Genomic DNA, 16,332 nt, shown 5'->3' with positions numbered 1-16,332 from the left:
TCCTTTTATGCGGAGAGGAAAGCGCTAATTGACAGTTGTGTCAATAGCGGCGCGGCGACGCTTCCAGAATGGCGGATTGCCCGATTTGAGCACGCCCCGCCGGAATAGCCGCGCGCCCACAGTGACCGTGATCGCCACCCACAATGCCTGCCATGCCAGCGCCACCAGATGCGGCCAGATCGCGGACGAATTGCCGGCGCGGCCGATCATCGCGAAGGGCGAGCTGAACGGGAATGCCTCGGCAATGAAGGCGACCCAGCTACCCGGCGTCGCGGTGCCCGCCAGTGCGAGCCCGAACATGCCCATCTGGAAAAAGGTGATCGGCAGCGACAGCATCTGCAGCTCGCGCTGGGTGTTGGTCTGCGCGCCCAGGCTGAGGAACATCGCCCCGAGCAGCATGTAGGCCATGGTGAAATAGCCGACGAAGAGCAAAGGGAAGGCCACCGGACCCACCGCCGGAGCCGCGTCCGCGAACAGCCGCATCGCCCCTTCGGGCAGCAGTTTCGCTCCATTGACGATCAGCGTCGCCCAGAAGGCGAGGAACAGCACCGCGACGGCAAACATCGCGATCAGCTTGCCAAAGAACACGCTTTCGAGCGGCACGGCGGCGGCGAGCACCTCGATCACCTTGTTCGACCGTTCCTCGGCCATGGTGCCCACCGCTTGCCCCGAGAGGAACAGGGTAAGGAAGAAGATGCCGAACACACCGGCGGACGCGACCTGACCCTTGCCGCTGAACGAAGCCTGTTCGCGCGTCACCGCGGTGCGGGTCGGCGTGCTGAGCGGGGCGGGGCCCAGCCCGGCGCGCTGGACGCGAAGGGTCTGCTCGGCGATCTGCGCCAGATACTGCGCCTCGCCCCAGCCGCGCGCGGCATAGAGAATCTCGGGTTTGTCGAGCGGTCCGTGCAGCACCGCCGCCGCCTCGAACGCATCGGCATCGAACATGCCCCGCGCCTGAGCCGCAGGATTGGCATCGGGTGCCACGATCACCAGCGGCGGCGGAGCCTCGTCGCCGCGCTTCGGGAAGAGCGTGCGCAACTGCCGATCGACCTGCTGGATCGTGGCGGATTGCGCGGGTGGCGCGATCACCACCATGCGCAGCTTATCGGCGCTGCTGTCGGTGATCTGGCTCGCGCCGATGCCGCCCGCCACGCTGAACGTCAGGAAGATCAAAGGCGCGAGCAGGAAGAGCAGGAAGGTGGGCGTGAACACCGTCGCGGTGAAATCCCGGCGGATCACCGTGAAAGTCTGGCGCAGCGTGCGCCGGAACTTGCTCATGCCGCATCCTCCAGCGCCTGCTGGCCGACGATGCGGACAAACGCGTCGTGCAGGCCGGGCCGCTCGATCGACAGTCCCGAGATGCCGTGCCCCGCGTCGATCAGTTTCACGAGCAGCGCCTCTATCCCTTCGGATGGCATGGTGAAGCGCCAGCCTTCGCCTTCGCGCTCGGCATCGGTGGGCAGCAGCGCCCCCGCGCCCGCAGCATCATGGTGCGGGGTGTAATGCGCTTTGAAGGGCAGGGTGGCGCGGGCATCGGTGACGGTGCCTTCAAAGCGGACCTTGCCGCCAGCGATGATCGAAAGCCGGTCGCACAGCCGCTCCGCATGCGCCATCACATGCGTCGAGAACAGGATCGTCGCGCCGCGATCGCGCTGGGCGCGGATCAGCTTTTCCAGCCGCTCCTGATTGACCGGGTCCAGCCCCGAAAAGGGTTCGTCGAGCACCAGCAATTTGGGCTCGTGAACCACCGAACCCAGCAACTGGACGAGTTGCGCCATGCCCTTGGAGAGCTTGCGGATCTTGTCGTCGGCGGCGTGGCCGAGGCCGGCGGCCTCCATCAGATCCACCGCGCGCTTGCGCCCCACGGCCCAGGGCAATCCGCGTAGCGCGCCCATGAAGGCGATCGCCTCGCGGCATTTCATGCCGGGATAGAGACCGCGTTCTTCGGGCAGATAGCCGACGGAATCGCTGGCATCGCGGGGATTGTCGTGGCCGAGCAAGGTCCGCGCGCCGCCATCGGGCTCGATGATGCCCAGCAGCATGCGCAGCGTGGTCGTCTTGCCCGCGCCATTGGGGCCGAGCACGCCATAGACCATGCCCTCAGGAACCGCGATGTCTACGCCGTCCACCACCCGGCGGGCGCCGAAACGCTTGACGAGGCCGCTGGCGCTTACCGCCAATGCGCTGCTCAAAATCTGTCCCCTAAAACCACGCTTTGGTGGTAGCGGGTGCTGGTGCAGATCGACAAGTCACTCGTCACTCAAATCAAGGTGAAGGCCGCAGAAATCGGGTTCGCCGCCTGTGGAATCGCGCGCGCCGATGCGGCCCCGGCCGCGGGTGAGCGGTTGCGTCAATGGCTGAGCGAGGGCCGCCACGGATCGATGATCTGGATGGAGGAGCGCGCGCATCACCGCGAAAGCCCCGCCGGGCTGTGGCCGGAGGTGCGATCGGTGATCTCGCTGGGCATGAGCTATGCGCCGGCCACGGATCCGCTCGCGCTGGCCGGAGAAGGGGAGGCGGGCCGCATCTCGGTCTATGCGCAGGGCCAGGACTATCACGATGTGGTCAAGCGGCGGCTGAAGGAGCTGGCACGCTGGATCGTGGGGCAGGCAAGCGACGCGGATCTGAAGGTTTTCGTCGATACCGCGCCGGTAATGGAAAAGCCGCTGGCGGAGGCGGCGGGGCTGGGCTGGCAGGGCAAGCATACCAATCTGGTGAGCCGTGAGCATGGCAGCTGGCTGTTCCTAGGCGCGATCTACACCACGCTCGAGCTGGAGTCCGATGCCCCGCAGCACTCGACCTGCGGGAGCTGCGATGCGTGTCAGACTGCGTGCCCCACCGATGCGTTTCCCGCGCCCTATCGCCTCGATGCGCGGCGCTGCATCTCGTACCTTACGATCGAGCATAAGGGGCCGATCCCGCACGAATTCCGCGCCGCGATGGGCAACCGCATCTATGGCTGCGACGATTGCCTGGCGGTGTGCCCGTGGAACAAGTTTGCGGAGGCTGCGCGCGCCAATCTGGCTTTCCAGCCGCGCGCCGAGCTTACAGCGCCAGCGCTGGCGGATCTGCTCGCGCTCGACGATGCGGGATTTCGCGAGGTCTTTTCGGGCTCCCCGATCAAGCGCATCGGGCGCGACCGGATGATGCGCAATTGCCTGATCGCGGCGGGAAACAGCGGGAGTACAGCGCTGATCGAGCCGGTGCGGGCGCTGCTCGACGATCCGGACGAAACGGTGCGCGAGGCGGCGGAATGGGCGTTGCTGCAACTATCGCATGATTCGAAAATCTGAATCGTCATCCGCGCGAAAGCATGTGCGCATCACCGCCGCTTCGCCAGCGCCGCCACGCAGCTTGCGGGATCGATCGGGCTTCCGTCGCGCTGGCGGGTGTCGAAATAGGTGACGACCGCTTCGCCACGACCCTTTGGATAGAGATAGGCGTCGAGCACGCAGATCGGGCCGGCGAACTGGAGCTTGCGGGCGGTGCCTTCGCTCATGTCGAGATGGGGCTGGCCGAACTGCGCGATCAGGCGGGCGGCAGGCTGGCCGGCCAGCGCTTCGTTTACGCGCTCGGGCACCGGGGCGTTGCTGATCCGGGGCGGGACCGGCACATGACCGGCGGAGCGTACTGGAGACGCTCTCTCACCGCACGCGCCCAGCGCCGCTGCTCCGGCCAGAATCCATAGTCTCATGCGGGCCTGCCTCTGTGAAATGCGTGGGTCGCCATCGCGGCGCCGATCACCGGGCCGATGAACGCGACAATCGGGACCAGCATCACCCCCGTGCCGAACATGCCGAGCACGAAGCGACGGAAATTGGTTCGCCGCCGCCATTTGGGAAGCTCGCCATAGCGCATGTGGCGCGCCGCAACCATGTCACCCAGATCGCGGCCCAGCAGCCAGGAATTGACGATGAAGAAGGCCACCGCCGTGCCCACCCCGGTGATCAGCAAGGCGATATAGACGGGCGACAGCGCCAGGTTGATCAGGATGATGCGGACCCCGGAGCCCAAGCCCATCGCCAGCGAGCGGCCAAAGGAAAGCTCGCGCGCGCTGGCATGCGCGTTCGGATAATATTTGGCTTCAACGGCGGCGACGACTTCGTCGGCGAAGATTCCGATCACGCCGATCGCGATGGCGCGGAACAGCACCCAATGCGCGGCCAACATCAGCACGATCACGGCGATATCGGCAAAGGGACCAGAATAGTCGCCCAGCCAGCGCGCGGAGGCCCAATGGACGGCGTGATACAGGCCGAAGCCGAGCATCGCGAACAGCAACAGCGTGAGCAAAAGCGATTTGAGGAAGACCATCGCCACGCGGCTGTCGAGCAATTGCCCCAGCGACAGGAAGAAGGCCTGGATCATTGCGGAATCCTTTGCCCCTCTCTAGTGCCTCGACGCAACCCAATTGGAGCAACGACTTGACCAGCCCTACCTATGACGTTGTCGCGATCGGCAACGCGATCGTCGATATTCTCGCCCAGGCCGAGGACAGTTTCATCGAGGAAATTGGCGTGGCCAAGGGATCGATGCAGCTGATGTTCTCGCCCGAGGAAGCGGATGCGCTCTATGCCAAGATGGGCCCGGGCCGCGAAGTTTCGGGCGGTTCGGCGAGCAACACCGTGGCGGGCATCGCGGCGATGGGCGGCAAGGCGGCGTTTATCGGCCAGGTGGCAGACGATCAGCTCGGCGCGGTCTTCGCGCATGATCTGCGTGCGGCGGGCGTGCATTTCGACACGGCCGTCCGTCCGGGCCAGCCGACCACGGCGCGCTGCCTGATCTTCGTGACGCCCGACGGGCAGCGGACGATGAACACGTTTCTGGGCGCATCGCAGTTCCTGCCGGCGTCCGCCCTGGACGAGGATCTGATCGCCAGCGGCGCGATCCTCTATCTCGAAGGCTATCTGTGGGATCCCGAGGAGCCGCGCGCCGCGATGCGCAAGGCGATCGACATTGCCCGCGCCAATGGCCGCAAGGTGGCGTTCACGCTCAGCGACGTCTTCTGCATCTCGCGCCACGGCGGTGATTTCCGCCAGCTGATCGCCGACGGGCTGATCGACATCCTGTTCGCCAATGAGAGCGAGCTGCTGGCGCTTTGCGAGCACGAGGATTTTGAAAGCGCAGTCGCGCATATCCATGGCAAGGTGCCGTTGCTGGTGGTGACGCGCAGCGAAAAGGGCGCGATCGCGCTACAGGGGGACGAGCGCGTCGAAGTGCCGGCCGAGCCGATCGAGAAGCTGGTCGACACCACCGGTGCGGGCGACATGTTCGCCGCTGGCTTCCTCCACGGCCAGGCGCAGGGCCGCGGCCTCAAGGAATCGCTCACCCTTGGCGCGGTCGCCGCGGCGGAGATCATCCAGCATTATGGCGCACGCGCCGAAGCGGACCTCAAGAAGCTGGCGGCCGAACGGCTGGGGTAATATCCCGCCCCGGGCAGACCCCCGGGGTCTTCCGGCAGCAGGCGTAAAAAATGGGCCGGGGGATCGCTCCCCCGGCCCTTTTCTTTGGGACGGTTCCCGTTCTCAGTGCGTGCCGGGCGTCTCGCCGGGCGAGTCGGTCACCACTTCGACCACACCGCGGCCGAGATGGCTCTTCCGGAAGCCATAGGCGAAGTAGATCACCATGCCGATCGCGCCCCAGGCGGGGAGCACAAGCATCGCATCCAGCGGCAGATTGAAGAACAGGAAGATCGTGCCCGCGATGGTGAGCGGCCCGATCAGCCAGAGCAACGGCGTCTTGAACTTGCGCTCAACGTTCGGCGCGGTCTTGCGGAGCATCATGACCGCGACGGCGACCATCATGAACGCATAGAGCGTACCGGCATTGGCAATGTCGGCGAGTTTGCCAACCGGCAGGAACGCTGCAGCAAATGCCACGGCGGCGCCGGTGATGGCGGTCACGACATAGGGGGTCTTCCACTTCGGGTGGATTTTCGACAGGCCTTCCGGAAGCAGACCGTCGCGGCTCATCACGAAGAAGATGCGGGTCTGGCCGAAGAGCAGGATGAGGATCACCGACGGCAGCGCGATGAACGCTGCGTACCCAAGGAAGTTACCCACCGTGCCGAAGCCGATCTGGCGCAGCACATGTGCCAGCGCTTCGTTCGAGCAGACCAGTGCTTCCTTGAATTCGGGCAGTGCGCACTGGCGTGCGAGCTCTTCCGAACCGGCGGGGAAGGGGATGCCGTTCGGACCCATGATCGGCTGACCGCCGATCGTGCCGACAGCACCTGCCGCGACGAGCATGTAGAAGATCGTGCAGAACAGCAGCGATCCGATCAGGCCGATCGGGACGTTGCGCTGGGGGTTCTTGGTTTCTTCGGCAGCCGTCGAAACCGCGTCGAAACCCACATAAGCGAAGAAGATCGTCGCCGCCGCGCCAACCGCGCCGACGCCCGAGCCGAAGCCACCAAACATGCCGGCGGGCAGGAAGGGATTGAAGCGCGCCGCGTCGAACTGGTCGGACGGGAGCGTAAGGACGATGAACGCGGTGAGCGCGGTCACCTTGATAAGCACCAGCACCGCGTTGACGCGGGCCGATTCCGTGGTGCCGAGCATCAGCAGCCAAGTGACGAGGAGCGCGATCGCAACTGCGGGCAGGTTGATCAAGCCGCCGGGCGATCCCCCCAGCGCCAGCGGCGCGGACGAGAGCCAGGCGGGCAGATGTATGCCCAATGTCTCGTTCAATATCGTGCCTGTGAAATAGCCGGACCACCCGACCGACACTGCGGACGCTGCGACCGCATATTCGAGGATCAGGGCCCAGCCGACCGTCCAGGCGAGCAACTCGCCCATGGTGGCATAAGTATATGTATAAGCAGAGCCCGCCACCGGGATCATCGCGGCGATTTCGGCGTAGCAGAGTGCGGCGACGATGCAGATCGCGCCTGCGATGGCAAAGGCGAGCAACAGGCCCGGGCCCGCCTTTTGCGCGCCGGCGGCGGTGAGCACGAAGATGCCCGTGCCGATCACGCAGCCGATGCCGAACAAGGTAAGCTGGAACCAGCCCAGCGAGCGATGGAGTGATTTCTTTTCAGCCGTCGCCAAAATGGCGTCGAGTGGCTTTACGCGCCCAAATGTCATGGATGGTCCCCTAACGCGGCGTCTTATGCGCCGCCCCACGAATTGAAAGGCGCGAGCCTAGCTGCAAATGGCTGACGCGCAAGCGGTTATCGCGCGAGCATCGGCCCCAAGGGCTGGCCCGCAAACAGGTGCACGTGCAGGTGCGGCACCTCCTGCCCGCCATGCTGGCCCACATTGGCGAGCAGCCGGTAGCCGGGAGCGACCAGCCCCGCTTCGCGCGCGACATGCCCCACGGCGCGAATGAAGCCCGCTATCTCAGCGTCGGGCGCGCGCGCCGAGAAGTCGTCCCAGGAGACATAGGCACCCTTTGGGATCACCAGAATGTGATGCGGCGCCTGCGGATTGATATCGTGAAATGCGAGGGCGAATTCGTCTTCATAGACGGTCTTGTTCGGGATCTCGCCGCGCAGGATCTTCGCGAAAATGTTGTTCGGCTCATAGGGCTGGGTAGCGTCGATCGGCATTATGGTTCCTTCGGGCGGCTGGCCTTTTCGTCCAAGCCCGACACGCCTTCGCGGCGGGCGAGTTCGGCGCGGACATCGTTCAGGGTTATGTCGGCATCGGCGAGCAGGACGAGCAGGTGGAAGATGAGGTCGGCGGCTTCGCTGGTGAGCGCCGCCTTGTCCTGCGCCACGGCAGCGATCACGGTTTCGATCGCTTCTTCACCGAGCTTTTCGGCGATCTTGGCGCGGCCCTTCCCGGTCAGCTTTGCGACATAAGAGGATGCGGGATCGCCGGTGCGGCGCGCGCGGATCGTCTGTTCGAGGGTGTCGAGCGTGTCCATGGTTTCCGGCTGCTTTAGGCCGGAGGCCAAGTCAATCCTCGGCGTCGGCCTCGGGTGCCTTGCGGAAGCGCGCACGCATCCGGCTGCGAACGAACCATAGCCCTCCGGCAGCGCAGGCGGCGAGTAGGATATCTGACAGCTCCGGCATCGAGCGCGAGCCCGCGACGCCGGTGTGCGGCGGCTCGTCGGCCAAAGCGGGTGCGGCGACGAGAAGGAGCGGGAGGGCGTAGCGGAGCATGAGGAGAGTGTAGTCCGGCCGGGTTAAAAGTTCCTCCCCGTGCCGGACGCGTTCAGGATCGAACGGGGATTCCAGCGGCAGCCAACGCCGCATGCGCCTCCGCGATCGTGGACTGGCCGAAATGGAAGATCGAAGCGGCGAGGACCGCGCTGGCATGCCCCTTTGTTATGCCATCGACGAGATGCTGAAGATTGCCCACGCCGCCCGATGCGACGACGGGCACCGTCACCTGATCGGCGATGGTTCGGATCAGCTCCAGATCATAGCCGTCGCGCGTGCCGTCGCGGTCCATCGAGGTGACGAGCAGCTCGCCCGCACCCATTTCCGCCAGCCGCAGCGCATGCGCGACCGCATCGATCCCGGTTTCACGGCGGCCGCCATGGGTGAAGACTTCCCAGCGGGCGTCGGCCACGCGCCGGGCATCGACCGACGCGACGACGCACTGGCTTCCCATGCGCGCGGCGATTTCGGACACCAGTTCGGGGCGCGAAACGGCGGCCGAATTGACCGCGACCTTGTCCGCGCCCGCCAGCAGCAACGCCCGCGCATCTTCGACGGTGCGCACCCCGCCGCCCACGGTGAGCGGCATGAAGCACACCTCCGCCGTGCGCCGCACGACATCGACCATCGTGCCGCGGCCCTCATGGCTTGCGCCGATATCGAGGAAGCAGAGTTCGTCGGCTCCGGCTGCATCATAGGCGCGGGCCTGTTCTACCGGGTCGCCCGCATCGATCAGGTCGACGAAGTTGACGCCCTTGACCACGCGGCCGCCGGCAACGTCGAGGCAGGGAATGACGCGGGCGCGGACGGTCATCCCTTCGCTACCTCGATCGCCCACTTCAGATCGAGCCGCCCGTCATACAGCGCGCGGCCGGTGATCACGCCCTCAATGCCGTCCGCGACATGCGGGCGCAGCGCGTGAATGTCGGCGATGTCGGCGACACCGCCGCTGGCGATGACGGGGATCGATACGGCGCGGGCGAGGGCGACGGTCGCTTCGACATTGCAGCCCTTCAACAGCCCGTCGCGGCCTACGTCGGTGAAGAGCAGCGCAGCGACGCCTGCATCCTCGAACCGGCGGGCGAGATCGATCACCGATACGTCCGATACGTCGGCCCAGCCTTCGGTGGCGACCATGCCGTCACGCGCATCGACGCCGACGACGATCCGGCCCGGATTGTCGCGGGCTGCGGCCTTGACCAGTTCCGGATCCTTGAGCGCCGCAGTTCCGATCACGACGCGCGCGACGCCCAGATCGAGCCAGCGTTCGATCGACTCGCGGGTGCGGATGCCGCCGCCGAGCTGGATCTTGCCGCCGAAGCGCTGGAGCACGCCTGCGACGGCGGCACCATTGACCGAAGCCCCGGCGAACGCGCCGTCGAGATCGACCATGTGCAGCCATTCGGCGCCCGCATGCTGGAACGCCTCAGCCTGTGCGGCGGGATCGTCACCATAGACGGTCGCGCGGTCCATATCGCCCTCGGCGAGGCGGACGACCTGTCCGCCTTTCAGATCGATGGCGGGGAAAACGATCAACGACATCTCAAATTCTCTCCCGGAGGGGGAGGTGGCATGCCAAGCATGACGACGGGGTATTCTCCGCACACGATAAGATATCGTCCGGGGCGACTACCCCTCCACCGCTTCGCGGTCCCCCTCCCCCTCCGGGGGAGGAGTGAAGAAAGATCAGGGCCGCCATTCTAGAAACCTCTCCAGCAGCGCGATGCCGTAGCGCTGGCTCTTTTCGGGGTGGAACTGGACGCCGATCATATTGTCGCGGCCAATCGCTGCGGTGACCGGGCCGCCATGGTTCGTCGTCGCCAGCACCGAATCGCCTTCAAAGGCGAAGCTGTGGAGGAAATAGGCCTCGCCGCGTTCGATCAGCGGATGCGGGGTGGCGGGGATCACGTCGTTCCAGCCCATATGCGGCACGCGCACATCCTCGGCCGGGATGAGCTGGCGGACAACGCCGGGGATCCAGCCGAGCCCGGGATGCGAGCCAAGCTCTTCGCCGCGCGTCGCCATCAATTGCATGCCGACGCATACGCCGAGGAACGGCGCGCCTTCGCGCACGACGCGCTGCTCCAGCGCATCGACCATGCCATCGATTCCGCGCAGCCCCGCCGCGCACGCGCCGAACGCGCCGACTCCGGGCAGCACGATGCGATCTGCCGTCAGCGCGACCTGCGGATGGGCGGTGACGGAAACGTTCGCAGCACCTGCGGCCTTGAGCGCGTTGTGAACCGAATGGAGATTGCCCGCGCCATAATCGATCAACGCGATGCTCACGGCAGCAGCGCTTCCAGCCCCGGCGCGGCCATGCTCGGCGTGAACTCGACGAAGCGCGCCGTCGCCACGCCGTTCAGCAGGAACGGATCCTGCGCCGCCCATGCCTCCACCTCGGCGCGCTCGCCATTCGCGATCAATACGCCGCCGGTCTCAGGCTGGCGTCCCGCCGTCACCAGCCGCCCGGCGGCCAGCGCCTCGCGCAGCCACGCGACATGCGCGGGGCGGTGCGGAGTCACGTCGCCGGTGTAGCTGAGCAGAACGATGATCACAGCACGCCCTTGGTGCTGGGAATCACGCCCGCCTTGCGCGGATCGATCTCCACCGCTTCGCGCAGCGCGCGGGCCAGCCCCTTGAACGCGGCTTCGGCGATATGGTGGTTGTTCGATCCGTAGAGCGTCTCGATGTGCAGCGTCAGTCCGGCGGTCTGCGCGAACGAATGAAAGAAATGCTCGAACATCTCGGTGTCCATCTCGCCGAGGCGCTTCTGGCTGAACCCGGTCTTCCAGACGAGGAAGGGCCGGCCCGAAATATCGATCGCCACGCGCGTCAGCGTCTCGTCCATCGGCGAGAGCGCATCGGCATAGCGGCGGATGCCCTTCTTGTCGGCCAGCGCGGCGGCGATCGCCTCGCCCAGCGCCAGCCCGGTATCCTCCACCGTGTGGTGCTGGTCGATATGCAGGTCGCCTACCGTCGTCACCTCGAGGTCGATCAGCGAGTGGCGGCTGAGCTGCTCGAGCATGTGATCGAAAAAGCCGATTCCGGTCGAGATCCGATATGCACCGGTGCCATCCAGATTGACGGTAACGTCGATCGAGGTCTCGGTGGTTTTGCGGCTGATCGTGGCGGTGCGCATGGCGCCCCCATAGCGATAGCGCGCGCACAATCAAAATAGCGTTGCTTGGCCCCGTGCAACTCGGCTTGCGCCTTGACCCCATGGCCGGAGCCGCTACCCACGAGTTTATGACGACCAACGTGCCCGACAGCCTGATTCCCTATGACGAAATCGTCCAGGAGGCCCTGCGCGCCGTGGTCGGGCGGGTGCTGGGCACCGTCGCCGCGACGCAGGCGCTGCCGGGCGGGCACCATTTCTACATCACCTTCAAGACGCATGCCCCGGGGGTCGATATCCCGCAGCGGCTGATCGAGCGTTTTCCGGACGAGATGACCATCGTCCTCCAGCATCGCTTCTGGGATCTGAAGGTGGACGACGAAAAATTCTCGGTCGGGCTGAGCTTCAATCAGGTCCCGGCGATGCTCAACATCCCCTTCTCGGCGATCACCGGCTTCCACGATCCGGCGGTCAATTTCGAACTGCGCTTCCAGGCGCAGGAAGGCGATATGGATCCCGAGCAGCACGACGAGGCCGAGAATGACGGCCCCGCGGTCAAGCCGCCCGAAGACGGCTCGAACGTCGTCTCGGTGGATTTCAAGCGGAAGAAGTGAGCGGTGCTCGCCGTCATCCGAGCGAACTAACTGCAATTCTTCGCGATCACCCGTCATCCCGGCGAAAGCCGGGATCTCGTGCCGCAAACCCCTCGCCCTCTCGCCCAGCGATCCCGGCTTCCGCCGGGATGACGGCTGCTGGCCTATTTCGAGCGACACGCTTTCACCGGGATGCAGGCTGTGGTTAGGTTGGGCATGGCCGGCTCCCAAGACTTCGTCCCCGATCCCCGCAACGCCAATCTCCTCGTCTATATGAACGGCGATCTGGTCCCCAGCGATCAGGCGCGCGTCTCGATCTTCGATGCCGGGTTCGGGATGGGCGATGGCGTGTGGGAGGGGGTGCGGCTGCACAAGGGCGCGCTGTTGTTCCTCGATGCGCATCTCGACCGGCTTTATGCGGGCGCCGAGGCGATCCGGATCGATATCGGGTTGAGCCGTGCCGAGCTCATCGCCGGGATGAAGCGCCTGCTCGACGCCAACAACATGACCGACGGCGCGCATCTGCGGCTGATGGTGACGCGCGGGCGCAAGGCGACGGTCAACCAGGATCCGCGCAACGCGCTGGGCACGCCCACCATCGCGATCACCGCTGAGTTCAAGACTAAGCCGCCCGAGGCGGGCAGGGGGCTGGCGCTGCGCAGCGTCTCGCTGCGCACCTCGCGGCCCGACACGTTCGACATGCGGCTCAATTCGCACAGCCGCCTGAACCTGATCCGCGCGCTGCTGGAGGCCATCGAGATAGATCCGGAGGCGGACGAGGCGATCATGCTTGATCCGCACGGACAAGTGGCGAGCTGCAACGCGACCAACTTCTTCTGGGTGCGCGACGGGCGGGTCGAGACCTCGACCGAGAGCTATTGCTTCAACGGCATCACCCGCGCCAATGTCATCGCAGCGTGCCGGGCGGGCGTCGCGCCGGTGCTCGAATGCAGCGTGCCGCTGCGCCACGTGCTGGCCGCAGAGGAGGCGTTCGTGACGGGAACCATGGGGGGAATCACACCGGTGCGATCGATCGACGGGCACGTGATGCCGGTGGTGAACGGCCCGGTCACGCAGCGCATCGCCGCCGCATATGAAGCGATGAAGGACGCGGACGCCGCCGCGAACCGGATCGTATGACACTGCGCATCGCGATGTGGTCAGGGCCGCGGAATATCTCCACCGCGATGATGCGCGCGTTCGAGAATCGCGAGGATACGTCCGTCAGCGACGAGCCCTTTTACGCGGCATTCCTGGCGGCGACCAGCGACATCCACCCGATGCGCGACGAAGTGCTCGCCTCGCAGCCCAATGACTGGCGCGAAGTGGCGGAGGCGATGCTGGGGCCCGCGCCCGAAGGCGCGCCGATCTGGTACCAGAAGCATATGTGCCACCACATGCTGCCCGATTTCGGGCTGGACTGGATGGATGCGTGCACCAATGCCTTCCTGATCCGCCCGCCCGAGCAGGTGCTGGCCTCCTATCTGGTCAAGCGAAGCAGCGCGACGCTCGACGATATCGGGGTGGTTAGGCAGAATGAGATATTCGATCGCGTCGCTGATCGCCTCGGCTTCGCGCCGCCGGTGATCGAGGGCAGCGATGTGACCGCGGATCCGCGTCGCGCGCTGACGGCTTTGTGTGGGGCGCTGGGCATCCCATTTTCCGAAAAGATGCTCGCCTGGCCCGCTGGTCGCCGCGCGAGCGACGGAGTCTGGGCACCCGCCTGGTACGATGCCGTTGAACGCTCGACCGGTTTCGCGGCGCCGGCGAGCGTCGTGACGTTCGAGGAATTGCCCGACGCGCTCAAGCCGGTCGCGGAGGCTGCGCGGCCATTTTATGAGCGCATGGCGGCGCATCGGCTGGCGCTTTAGCTCCGCCCCAAGTTTTGCTTAGGACCGCGCGCGAAACCGCAGGTTGGATTCATCGGCCCGGTGGCGCTAGAGCGCGCGCAAACATTCTGGAGGCACGCGTGACCAATACCCGCACCGAAACCGACTCGATCGGCGCCATCGAAGTTCCTGCCGATGCTTACTGGGCTGCACAGACCCAGCGCTCGATCGAGAATTTCCCCTTCGGTGAGATGGAGCGAATGCCCCTCGGCATCGTTCATGCCCAGGCGATCGTGAAGCAGGCCGCGGCCCGCGTGAACCGCAAGCATGGCATGGACGCCAAGATCGCCGACGCGATCGAGGCAGCCGCGCAGGAAATCGTGGCGGGCAAACTCGACGATCAGTTCCCGCTGGTGATCTGGCAGACCGGCTCGGGCACCCAGACCAACATGAACGTCAACGAAGTGATCGCCGGTCGCGCGAACTTCGTGCTTACCGGCACCAAGGGCGGCAAGTCGCCCGTGCACCCGAATGATCACGTCAATATGAGCCAGTCGTCGAACGACAGCTTCCCGACCGCGCTGCACGTCGCGGCGGTGCTGGCGACGCGCGATGCGCTGATCCCAGCGCTCGACACGCTCACCGCATCCTTGGTGGCCAAGGCGAAGGCATGGGATCACATCATCAAGATCGGCCGTACCCATACGCAGGACGCGACGCCGCTCACGCTCGGCCAGGAATTCTCGGGCTATGCCGCGCAGCTGATCAGCTGCAAGGCGCGGATCGAAGGCGCGCTGAACGGCAATCTGCGCAAGCTCGCCATCGGCGGCACTGCGGTCGGCACCGGGCTGAACGCGCCGGAGGGCTGGGCCGAGGATATGTCGGCTGCGATCAGCGACATTGCTGGCACCGCGTTCGAGCCTGCGCCGAACAAGTTCGAGCAGTTGGCGGCGAAAGACGGCCTCGTCTTCTTCTCGGGCGCACTCAACACACTCGCGGTCGCGCTCAACAAGATCGCCAACGATATCCGCTTCCTCGGTTCGGGCCCGCGCTCGGGCCTGGGCGAGCTTTCGCTTCCGGCGAACGAGCCGGGCAGCTCGATCATGCCGGGCAAGGTCAATCCCACCCAGTGCGAGTCGCTGACGATGGTCGCGGCCCAGGTGATGGGCAACAACCAGGCCGTCACCATCGGCGGCATGCAGGGCCATTTCGAGCTCAACGTGTTCATGCCGCTGATCGGCGCGAACGTGCTGCGCTCGATCCAGCTGCTCTCGGTTGGCATGGTGAGCTTTGCAGAGCGCTGCGTCGACGGGATCGAGGCCAACGAAACGCAGATCAAGGATCTGGTCGATCGTTCGCTGATGCTTGTCACTGCGCTGGCGCCGGCGATCGGCTATGACAATGCCGCCAAGATCGCCAAGAACGCGCATGAGAAGGGCCTGACGCTCAAGGAGAGCGGGCTGGCGCTCGGTCTGGTCGACGAGGCGATCTTCGATCAATATGTGCGGCCCGAGACGATGATCGGCCGCTGAGGGAACCGATAGCCTTGCCAATCGCTTGGTTTGCGGACCTGATATCCGGGAGCGGCATATGATTGGCAAGGCAATCGCGGCATATATCGGCAATCGCATCGATCGCCGCGACGGCAAGGGTGGTACCCTCGGTGCGCTTGCCGGCATGGCGGCGTTTGGGCTCGGCAAACGTGCGTTGCCCGCCGCGATCGTGCTGGGTGCCGCCGCCTATGGTGCCCGCGCGCTGCAAAAGCGGCGCGGCAGCGCGCGATGACGGTCTCCTACTGACTTGACGTGGGCGCTCAGCATCCGCCAGTAGCGCCCATGCCCCACCGCACCGAGCTCGACCCGCACAAGTTCCGCCGCCGCGGAGTCCTGTTCGTCCTGTCATCCCCCTCCGGTGCGGGTAAGTCTACCATCGCGCGCAAGCTGCTCGCGGCCGATCCCTATCTCGAAATGTCGGTGTCCTACACCACGCGGCCGATGCGGCCCGGCGAGGTGGACGGCAAGGACTATCACTTCGTCGATCTCGAGCGCTTCCGCGAGATGGTCTCGAACCACGAGTTCCTTGAATGGGCGCACGTCTTCAACGAGCGCTACGGCACCCCCAAGCAGCAAGTGAGCGACATCCTCGCCTCGGGCCGCGACGTGCTGTTCGACATCGACTGGCAGGGTGCGCAGCAGCTCTTCCAGCTTGCCGGCGGCGACGTGGTCCGCGTCTTCATACTGCCGCCCAGCCTCAAGATCCTCCACGAGCGGCTGATCAAGCGAGCCACAGACGCGACCGAGATCATCGACGCCCGTATGGCCCGCGCGACCAGCGAGGTCAGCCACTGGGATGGCTATGATTATGTGCTCGTCAATGACGACATCCAGTCGACCTACGAATCGGTCCACACCATCCTGAAGGCCGAAAGGCTCAAGCGCTCGCGCCAGACCGGGCTGATCGGCTTCATCCGCGGCCTGAACAAATAGGCTGGGTGCTGGCCCAATAAACGGCCGGGCCGCTAACGACCCGTTGCGGACTTGAATCATTGTCACCCCGGACTTGTTCCGGGGTCCACGGAGCCGCGGGTGCTTATGCTGGAGCCTCTTGTCCACCGAGTGCTGCTAGGTGGATCCCGGAACAAGTCCGGGATGACGGGTGGGGACGTGCGGAATGACGGCTTTCTAC

Annotated in this window: 21 protein-coding genes; 8 read left to right on the top strand and 13 right to left on the bottom strand. The window is 65.5% G+C overall.

Features of this window, described 5'->3' with window-relative positions; genetic code table 11:
* Positions 1-24 precede the first annotated feature (24 nt).
* Together SSO01S_RS12035 and SSO01S_RS12030 are read right to left on the bottom strand one after the other, a co-directional pair.
* Complete coding sequence (locus tag SSO01S_RS12035) at positions 25-1,278, bottom strand: ABC transporter permease (RefSeq protein WP_066799028.1); 1,254 nt, start codon at positions 1,276-1,278, stop codon at positions 25-27.
* Positions 1,275-2,192: an ABC transporter ATP-binding protein gene (locus tag SSO01S_RS12030; RefSeq protein WP_083942997.1), complete on the bottom strand. Its 918-nt coding sequence runs from the start codon at positions 2,190-2,192 to the stop codon at positions 1,275-1,277. Before SSO01S_RS12030 ends, SSO01S_RS12035 begins: the two co-directional genes overlap by 4 nt.
* Positions 2,193-2,228: 36 nt before the next feature.
* Between SSO01S_RS12030 and queG the strand changes: the two genes are divergently transcribed.
* A complete protein-coding gene (gene queG / locus SSO01S_RS12025) occupies positions 2,229-3,293 on the top strand; it encodes a tRNA epoxyqueuosine(34) reductase QueG (protein ID WP_066799024.1) in 1,065 nt (354 codons plus the stop codon).
* Positions 3,294-3,322: 29 nt separating this feature from the next.
* Here queG and SSO01S_RS12020 read toward each other — a convergent pair whose 3' ends face one another.
* Together SSO01S_RS12020 and SSO01S_RS12015 are read right to left on the bottom strand one after the other, a co-directional pair.
* Complete coding sequence (locus SSO01S_RS12020) at positions 3,323-3,694, bottom strand: hypothetical protein (RefSeq protein ID WP_066799022.1); 372 nt, start codon at positions 3,692-3,694, stop codon at positions 3,323-3,325.
* Positions 3,691-4,368, bottom strand: a complete 678-nt coding sequence (locus SSO01S_RS12015; protein ID WP_066799020.1) for an EI24 domain-containing protein — start codon at positions 4,366-4,368, stop codon at positions 3,691-3,693. The genes SSO01S_RS12020 and SSO01S_RS12015 overlap by 4 nt, the downstream gene beginning before the upstream one ends.
* A gap of 56 nt (positions 4,369-4,424) precedes the next feature.
* On the opposite strand from SSO01S_RS12015, the gene SSO01S_RS12010 reads away from it, so the two are divergent.
* A complete protein-coding gene (locus tag SSO01S_RS12010) occupies positions 4,425-5,423 on the top strand; it encodes an adenosine kinase (protein ID WP_066799018.1) in 999 nt (332 codons plus the stop codon).
* A gap of 102 nt (positions 5,424-5,525) precedes the next feature.
* On the opposite strand, the gene SSO01S_RS12005 is transcribed toward SSO01S_RS12010, so the two are convergent.
* The 9 genes from SSO01S_RS12005 to hisB all read right to left on the bottom strand — a co-directional run bounded on the left by SSO01S_RS12005 (position 5,526) and on the right by hisB (position 11,249).
* A complete protein-coding gene (locus SSO01S_RS12005) occupies positions 5,526-7,085 on the bottom strand; it encodes an amino acid permease (protein WP_066799016.1) in 1,560 nt (519 codons plus the stop codon).
* 86 nt (positions 7,086-7,171) lie between these two features.
* A complete protein-coding gene (locus tag SSO01S_RS12000; protein WP_066799014.1) occupies positions 7,172-7,549 on the bottom strand; it encodes a histidine triad nucleotide-binding protein in 378 nt (125 codons plus the stop codon).
* A complete protein-coding gene (locus tag SSO01S_RS11995; protein ID WP_066799012.1) occupies positions 7,549-7,869 on the bottom strand; it encodes a phosphoribosyl-ATP diphosphatase in 321 nt (106 codons plus the stop codon). Before SSO01S_RS11995 ends, SSO01S_RS12000 begins: the two co-directional genes overlap by 1 nt.
* Positions 7,870-7,900: 31 nt before the next feature.
* Positions 7,901-8,107 (bottom strand): hypothetical protein, encoded by a 207-nt coding sequence (locus SSO01S_RS11990; RefSeq protein ID WP_066799010.1) that lies wholly within the window; start codon positions 8,105-8,107, stop codon positions 7,901-7,903.
* 52 nt (positions 8,108-8,159) lie between these two features.
* Complete coding sequence (hisF, locus tag SSO01S_RS11985) at positions 8,160-8,921, bottom strand: imidazole glycerol phosphate synthase subunit HisF (protein ID WP_066799008.1); 762 nt, start codon at positions 8,919-8,921, stop codon at positions 8,160-8,162.
* Entirely contained in the window at positions 8,918-9,649 is a 732-nt protein-coding gene (gene hisA, locus SSO01S_RS11980; RefSeq protein ID WP_066799006.1) for a 1-(5-phosphoribosyl)-5-[(5-phosphoribosylamino)methylideneamino]imidazole-4-carboxamide isomerase, read from the bottom strand. The genes hisF and hisA overlap by 4 nt, the downstream gene beginning before the upstream one ends.
* Positions 9,650-9,793: 144 nt before the next feature.
* On the bottom strand, positions 9,794-10,396 hold the full coding sequence (hisH, locus tag SSO01S_RS11975; RefSeq protein WP_066799004.1) for an imidazole glycerol phosphate synthase subunit HisH: 603 nt from the start codon (positions 10,394-10,396) through the stop codon (positions 9,794-9,796).
* The gene (locus SSO01S_RS11970; protein WP_066798999.1) at positions 10,393-10,665 is read right to left on the bottom strand and encodes a YciI family protein; all 273 of its coding nucleotides are present in this window, start codon (positions 10,663-10,665) and stop codon (positions 10,393-10,395) included. The genes hisH and SSO01S_RS11970 overlap by 4 nt, the downstream gene beginning before the upstream one ends.
* Complete coding sequence (gene hisB / locus SSO01S_RS11965; RefSeq protein WP_066799187.1) at positions 10,662-11,249, bottom strand: imidazoleglycerol-phosphate dehydratase HisB; 588 nt, start codon at positions 11,247-11,249, stop codon at positions 10,662-10,664. Before hisB ends, SSO01S_RS11970 begins: the two co-directional genes overlap by 4 nt.
* Positions 11,250-11,356: 107 nt before the next feature.
* Between hisB and SSO01S_RS11960 the strand changes: the two genes are divergently transcribed.
* The 6 genes from SSO01S_RS11960 to gmk all read left to right on the top strand — a co-directional run bounded on the left by SSO01S_RS11960 (position 11,357) and on the right by gmk (position 16,133).
* Complete coding sequence (locus SSO01S_RS11960) at positions 11,357-11,839, top strand: SspB family protein (RefSeq protein WP_066798997.1); 483 nt, start codon at positions 11,357-11,359, stop codon at positions 11,837-11,839.
* Positions 11,840-12,034: 195 nt separating this feature from the next.
* On the top strand, positions 12,035-12,958 hold the full coding sequence (locus SSO01S_RS11955) for an aminotransferase class IV (RefSeq protein WP_157073759.1): 924 nt from the start codon (positions 12,035-12,037) through the stop codon (positions 12,956-12,958).
* Positions 12,955-13,689 carry a sulfotransferase-like domain-containing protein gene (locus SSO01S_RS11950; RefSeq protein WP_174520787.1) on the top strand — a complete coding sequence of 245 codons (735 nt, stop codon included), beginning with the start codon at positions 12,955-12,957 and terminating at the stop codon, positions 13,687-13,689. Before SSO01S_RS11955 ends, SSO01S_RS11950 begins: the two co-directional genes overlap by 4 nt.
* Positions 13,690-13,787: 98 nt before the next feature.
* Positions 13,788-15,179: a class II fumarate hydratase gene (fumC, locus tag SSO01S_RS11945; protein ID WP_066798993.1), complete on the top strand. Its 1,392-nt coding sequence runs from the start codon at positions 13,788-13,790 to the stop codon at positions 15,177-15,179.
* Positions 15,180-15,237: 58 nt separating this feature from the next.
* Positions 15,238-15,432 (top strand): hypothetical protein, encoded by a 195-nt coding sequence (locus SSO01S_RS11940; RefSeq protein WP_066798988.1) that lies wholly within the window; start codon positions 15,238-15,240, stop codon positions 15,430-15,432.
* A gap of 50 nt (positions 15,433-15,482) precedes the next feature.
* The gene (gene gmk / locus SSO01S_RS11935) at positions 15,483-16,133 is read left to right on the top strand and encodes a guanylate kinase (RefSeq protein WP_066798986.1); all 651 of its coding nucleotides are present in this window, start codon (positions 15,483-15,485) and stop codon (positions 16,131-16,133) included.
* Positions 16,134-16,332: the final 199 nt, after the last annotated feature.

Origin of the sequence: Sphingomonas soli NBRC 100801 (assembly GCF_001591025.1) — a bacterium.
Taxonomy (GTDB): Bacteria; Pseudomonadota; Alphaproteobacteria; order Sphingomonadales; family Sphingomonadaceae; genus Sphingomonas; species Sphingomonas soli.
Note: the sequence above shows the minus strand (reverse complement) of the source record. Positions and strands in the feature narration are given on the sequence as shown.

What these genes read in the sequence shown, in the direction of transcription:
- SSO01S_RS12035 (WP_066799028.1), bottom strand. Translation starts at nt 1,278, where the DNA reads ATGAGCAAGTTCCGGCGCACGCTGCGCCAGACTTTCACGGTGATCCGC.
- SSO01S_RS12020 (WP_066799022.1), bottom strand. Translation starts at nt 3,694, where the DNA reads ATGAGACTATGGATTCTGGCCGGAGCAGCGGCGCTGGGCGCGTGCGGT.
- SSO01S_RS12015 (WP_066799020.1), bottom strand. Translation starts at nt 4,368, where the DNA reads ATGATCCAGGCCTTCTTCCTGTCGCTGGGGCAATTGCTCGACAGCCGC.
- SSO01S_RS12005 (WP_066799016.1), bottom strand. Translation starts at nt 7,085, where the DNA reads ATGACATTTGGGCGCGTAAAGCCACTCGACGCCATTTTGGCGACGGCT.
- SSO01S_RS12000 (WP_066799014.1), bottom strand. Translation starts at nt 7,549, where the DNA reads ATGCCGATCGACGCTACCCAGCCCTATGAGCCGAACAACATTTTCGCG.
- SSO01S_RS11995 (WP_066799012.1), bottom strand. Translation starts at nt 7,869, where the DNA reads ATGGACACGCTCGACACCCTCGAACAGACGATCCGCGCGCGCCGCACC.
- SSO01S_RS11990 (WP_066799010.1), bottom strand. Translation starts at nt 8,107, where the DNA reads ATGCTCCGCTACGCCCTCCCGCTCCTTCTCGTCGCCGCACCCGCTTTG.
- hisF (WP_066799008.1), bottom strand. Translation starts at nt 8,921, where the DNA reads ATGACCGTCCGCGCCCGCGTCATTCCCTGCCTCGACGTTGCCGGCGGC.
- hisA (WP_066799006.1), bottom strand. Translation starts at nt 9,649, where the DNA reads ATGTCGTTGATCGTTTTCCCCGCCATCGATCTGAAAGGCGGACAGGTC.
- hisB (WP_066799187.1), bottom strand. Translation starts at nt 11,249, where the DNA reads ATGCGCACCGCCACGATCAGCCGCAAAACCACCGAGACCTCGATCGAC.
- SSO01S_RS11960 (WP_066798997.1), top strand. Translation starts at nt 11,357, where the DNA reads ATGACGACCAACGTGCCCGACAGCCTGATTCCCTATGACGAAATCGTC.
- SSO01S_RS11955 (WP_157073759.1), top strand. Translation starts at nt 12,035, where the DNA reads ATGGCCGGCTCCCAAGACTTCGTCCCCGATCCCCGCAACGCCAATCTC.
- SSO01S_RS11950 (WP_174520787.1), top strand. Translation starts at nt 12,955, where the DNA reads ATGACACTGCGCATCGCGATGTGGTCAGGGCCGCGGAATATCTCCACC.
- SSO01S_RS11940 (WP_066798988.1), top strand. Translation starts at nt 15,238, where the DNA reads ATGATTGGCAAGGCAATCGCGGCATATATCGGCAATCGCATCGATCGC.
- gmk (WP_066798986.1), top strand. Translation starts at nt 15,483, where the DNA reads ATGCCCCACCGCACCGAGCTCGACCCGCACAAGTTCCGCCGCCGCGGA.